Origin of the sequence: Pyrobaculum sp. (genome assembly GCF_049971835.1) — an archaeon.
Classification (GTDB): Archaea; Thermoproteota; Thermoprotei; order Thermoproteales; family Thermoproteaceae; genus Pyrobaculum.
In genome coordinates this window covers 1-4,136 of record NZ_JBMFKV010000169.1, presented here as the reverse complement: position 1 = coordinate 4,136, position 4,136 = coordinate 1, and the positions used below count along the sequence as shown (strand labels likewise).

Sequence of the window (4,136 nt, the reverse complement as noted above, 5' to 3'; positions counted from 1 at the left end):
ACCAAAAACATGCTCAACAACACAAGAACCTATATTGTAATAAGACGAAAAAATTATAAACCCCGGCACAGCATGCGACATGCTCTTGGCGGCGGGGTTCACTCCGACGTTGCTGTCGCTTACAGCGCTTAAAAGCCGCGCGCTGCGCAGAGGAGTCTGGGCGAGGGTGAGCCCCGCCGCCAGGGCGCTGATAGACGCCGCCATCCTCTACCTCAGACGGGGCGGGAGGATCAAGTCCCCCGCCCTTGTGGAGGCCCTAAGGAAGGCCGCCGAGGAGATCCTCAGGCTGGCCGCCCCCCTCAGGCTTTTGGCCAAGGCAGTGGGGCTGGCGATAGCCCGCGCCAGGGGGGTCGAGGTAGACGAGGAGAGAGCCATAGCGCTCGGAATACAGTGGCTGAATACGCCAAGGAGGTGGAGAGCCCCACCTCAGTAAATAGCCCACCTCTCGATTACACGGTAGTCCTCCCCACGCTAAACGAGAGGGAGGGCCTAGCCAAGACGTTGGAAGAGCTCTTCTCGGTCGGCATCCCACCAGGGAAAATATTGGTAGTAGACGGCGGCTCCTCAGATGGCACGTGCCGGGAGGCCGAGGCGAGAGGCGTTAAGTGCATACAGCAAGACGGCAGGGGGAAGGCAGACGCTGTGAGAACCGCCTTGAGAAAAACAAACACACCAGCAGTCGTGATCATGGACGCAGACTACACCTACCCCGCAAAATACGTCCCCCAGCTCCTAGAGATGTTACAACACTGCGACGAGGTCATAGGCGCCAGAGCCTACCCCGAGAGAGGAGCCCAGAAGGCGATCTACCGCCTCGGCAATAGTATACTCACCACACTCTTCAACGCCATCTTCGGCACGAGGCTGACGGACGTCCTCAGCGGCATGTACGCCGTGAGGAGAGAAGCCCTAGAAGGACTCGAGAAGGCGTCCAGAGGCTTCGGCATAGAATCCGAAATAGCCGCTCACATAGCCTCCACAGGCGGAGAAATATGCGAAATCTCCATAGAATACAGAAGGAGAGTAGGCAAGAAAAAACTAGGCGTAAAACACGGCATGTTAATAGCACTAGACATAATAAGACTAGCCATCCGCTACAACCCCACATTCATCACCTTCGCCGCCGCCGCCCTCCTCACCATACCCGGCCTCCTAGTCGCCAGCTGGGTAGCGTACAGATGGATCTTCCAAGGCGTCAAGCACTACATCTGGGGCATGATAGCCATAGCAATGATCGCCGGAGGAATCGCCTCAGCCGCCCTGGCAGTCCTCGCCCTATACCTAAAAAGAATGGAGATAAGAATACTAAAAGCAGTCAAGAAAACCACAAAACCCACATAAAGCCACGGCCACCCCCACATGATCGAAGCCGCGGCCGCCCTCGCCGCCGCCCACTTCGCCGCCCCCCTCGCCTACTACTCATACGCCAGGAGGTGGCTCAGAAGGCCCTGGGGCGTCGAGTCGCGCGAGGGCCACACCCCCACAATCACCATCATAATACCCACATACAACGAGGCCCCCCTCATAGAGGCCAAGCTCGACGACATCGCCAGGCAGGACTACCCCCCAGACAAGCTCCAGATAATAGTCGTCGACTCCGCCTCCACAGACGGCACACCCGAAAAAGCAGAGCGCTGGGCCAGGCAGAGGCGAGTTGCAGTAGAGGTGTTGAGAGAACCCCAGAGAAACGGAAAAGCACACGCCCTCAACCTAGCCCTAAAACACGCCAGGGGAGACATCTCGTCATCACAGACGCAGACTCCCACTGGCCAGACCCCCAGACCCTGAGGAAGGCGGCGAGGTGGCTCGCAGATCCAAGCGTCGGCGCCGTCACCTGCCTCAAGAGGCCGGCCGGCGGCGGGGGCGTGGAGGCCGCCTACCGCGGCTACTACAACGTCTTGAGGCTGGCGGAGAGCAAGATGTGGGCGACGCCCATCTTCCACGGAGAGCTGGCCGCCTTCAAGAAAGAGGCGCTGGAAAAGATAGGCGGCTTCCCCGCCCACCTCGGCGCAGACGACAGCCACACAGCCGTCCTCATAGCGGCGTCTGGGTACAGAGCCATCGCCCCGGAGGATCTCCACTGCGTCGAGCTAGTGCCGAGGCGGTACTGGCGGTGGAGGGTTAGGAGGGCCCAACACCTGGTGCAACACTTCGCCGCCTCGCTGAGGCTAAAGACGCCGCGGCGCCTCAAGCTACCGCTGTACGCAGAGGCTTACCTCCACCTCGTAAATCCGTGGCTACTCCCAGGAGCCGCCGCGTCCCTAGCCGCGTCAGGCGGGCTTCCAGCCCTGGCTCTTTTAGGCGCCGGGCTGGCGGCGTTGTTCTACAAGCCCTACAGAGCCTGGGTAGCCATGCAACTATACCTAATGGCCGGCGCCGTGAGGAATCTATGGACGAGAGACCTGGCGTGGCGCAAGGAGGAGAAAACCGCAACAGCCAGCCGGCGTTAGTCGCCGTGTATCTTATAGTAACTGTCAAATAGGAACACCTTATCCACTCTCTGCGGACTATCGGCCAGCCGCCAGGTTTTGCCGTCAAGAGTCAAGACGCCGGAGATTCTCCGCGGGGAGCCGTCGGGATTTAGACAAACCTCGCCGTCGAAGGAAATTACGTGCCCAGCAAATTCAGTCGGCCTCAGCTTAACGGCGTAACACCTCTGACCCGTGCTCTCCACAGCCAGAGCCCCCGAGGCCTTGAGGCCTAGGTACATCGCAACCGCGTTGATCTCCTGGCTACTGCAGACTCCGGAGGGGTCGCATATAACCACCTTCCACAGGTTCACCGCGATTTTATAGCCGTGGAACTCGGCATATGCATGGCTCCCGTCTGCAGACACCAGCCCCCAGGTGAAATACGCCGTGTATACTCCACCTCTCACCGAGTCTAGAAAGTCGAGAGGAGGCAGAAGTGTGTATATTAAGGCGGCTAGTGTGTACGCCGTGGCCACCACAGCAGTAATCAAGACGCCGCGCTTCATTGCAGTTCTAATAGCGCTACTACTTATACCTTACCTATACCTATACGCCGCCCAGCTGTGGAAAAACATAGCGTGGCTCCCCCTAGGCGACGACTACGCCTTCCACGTCTACTTCGCCCTCGTAGAGAGGGGCGATCCAGCCGCCTTGTTCACATCGCCGGGAGAGTACCCAGGAGTCATACACCTAATCGGCTTCCTAACAGGAGACCCAGTGGCCCTAGGCCGCATATACGCCGTATACGGCGCCCTCCTCATCGCCGCCGGCGTCGTCCTCTACGCTCTGTTTTTCAAAGCCCTAGGCGCCAGCCTCCCCCAGGCCCTCGCCGCCTCAGCAGCCGCGGTGGTCGGATCTGTAAGGACGCTCGCCGGCATAGTCGACGGCCAAATCGCCGACAAAACAGTCCTCCTAGTGCTGGTACCCACCTCCCTCTACCTATACGCAAGAGGCCGGCAAACCACCGCCCTCCTCGTCGCCGGGGCGTCTCTCTTCACTAACTTCCTCGGCGTAGCATACGCCGGCGCCCTCGCCGCCTTCCAAGCCCTATTCGGCACCCGGAAGGCCAAAATCACCTTTGCCCTCCTCGTCGCCGCGGGGCTCGTCTTAACCGGGCACAAATTTCTCACAATACTAACCATAACATCCCAGTTCCAGGCATCGCCGGGCTTCAACTGGAGCCCCCTCTGGGGCCTAATCTACGGCTTCTACGGCCCCTCCCCACTTCTCCTCATCCCCCTAGCCGCCTACTACCTGCCCAAGGCCAGGAGGGCGAGACCGCTACTAGCCACGGCGCTTGTTGTGGTCGCGGCGTCTCTCATATCCCAAGCCTACGGCGAGAGGCTGGTCAGAGTCGCCTCCATACTAGTGCCTGCCGCAGTCGCGGCGTCGGCCATCGAGCTGGGCCACAGACGGGTCCTCCTCCTCGCACTCGCCGCATACCTCGCCGGCCCCGCCGCCGCCGGGTGGGCATGGGCCGCGGGCCACCTCCCCGCCCTATTCGCCCCAGTAGAGAGAATAACTCCCCAGAAGCTGGCCGCCTACCACGCAATACTCAGCCAGCTACCCCCCAACGCCAGCGTCGAAATTATGTGGAGCCTAGACCTGTGGGTCCTCCCCCTAGCCAAGGCGCATAGGCCAGATCTAAACGTCACAATTACAGTG

General features: G+C 60.3%; 6 protein-coding genes. 5 read left to right on the top strand and 1 reads right to left on the bottom strand.

Translation table 11 applies throughout. From position 1 onward, the window contains the following. Positions 1–79: 79 nt before the first annotated feature. Genes ACP5J3_RS11590 through ACP5J3_RS11575 form a run of 4 tightly spaced genes read left to right on the top strand, consistent with a single transcriptional unit; the run spans position 80 to position 2,450 of the window. The gene (locus tag ACP5J3_RS11590) at positions 80–433 is read left to right on the top strand and encodes a hypothetical protein (RefSeq protein ID WP_428495832.1); all 354 of its coding nucleotides are present in this window, start codon (positions 80–82) and stop codon (positions 431–433) included. Continuing rightward, entirely contained in the window at positions 391–1,341 is a 951-nt protein-coding gene (locus ACP5J3_RS11585; RefSeq protein ID WP_428495831.1) for a glycosyltransferase family 2 protein, read from the top strand. Before ACP5J3_RS11590 ends, ACP5J3_RS11585 begins: the two co-directional genes overlap by 43 nt. Positions 1,342–1,359: 18 nt before the next feature. After that, a complete protein-coding gene (locus ACP5J3_RS11580; protein ID WP_428495830.1) occupies positions 1,360–1,788 on the top strand; it encodes a glycosyltransferase in 429 nt (142 codons plus the stop codon). Then, complete coding sequence (locus ACP5J3_RS11575) at positions 1,746–2,450, top strand: glycosyltransferase family 2 protein (protein ID WP_428495833.1); 705 nt, start codon at positions 1,746–1,748, stop codon at positions 2,448–2,450. The genes ACP5J3_RS11580 and ACP5J3_RS11575 overlap by 43 nt, the downstream gene beginning before the upstream one ends. Here the strand turns inward: ACP5J3_RS11575 and ACP5J3_RS11570 are convergent. Beyond that, positions 2,447–2,977 (bottom strand): hypothetical protein, encoded by a 531-nt coding sequence (locus tag ACP5J3_RS11570; RefSeq protein WP_428495829.1) that lies wholly within the window; start codon positions 2,975–2,977, stop codon positions 2,447–2,449. The two genes, ACP5J3_RS11575 and ACP5J3_RS11570, sit on opposite strands and share 4 nt — an antisense overlap. On the opposite strand from ACP5J3_RS11570, the gene ACP5J3_RS11565 reads away from it, so the two are divergent. Continuing rightward, positions 2,940–4,136, top strand: a 1,197-nt coding sequence (locus ACP5J3_RS11565) for a hypothetical protein (protein WP_428495828.1), incomplete at its 3' end; no start/stop codon positions are given. The two genes, ACP5J3_RS11570 and ACP5J3_RS11565, sit on opposite strands and share 38 nt — an antisense overlap.

What these genes read in the sequence shown, in the direction of transcription:
- ACP5J3_RS11570 (WP_428495829.1), bottom strand. Translation starts at nt 2,977, where the DNA reads ATGAAGCGCGGCGTCTTGATTACTGCTGTGGTGGCCACGGCGTACACA.
- ACP5J3_RS11580 (WP_428495830.1), top strand. Translation starts at nt 1,360, where the DNA reads ATGATCGAAGCCGCGGCCGCCCTCGCCGCCGCCCACTTCGCCGCCCCC.
- ACP5J3_RS11590 (WP_428495832.1), top strand. Translation starts at nt 80, where the DNA reads ATGCTCTTGGCGGCGGGGTTCACTCCGACGTTGCTGTCGCTTACAGCG.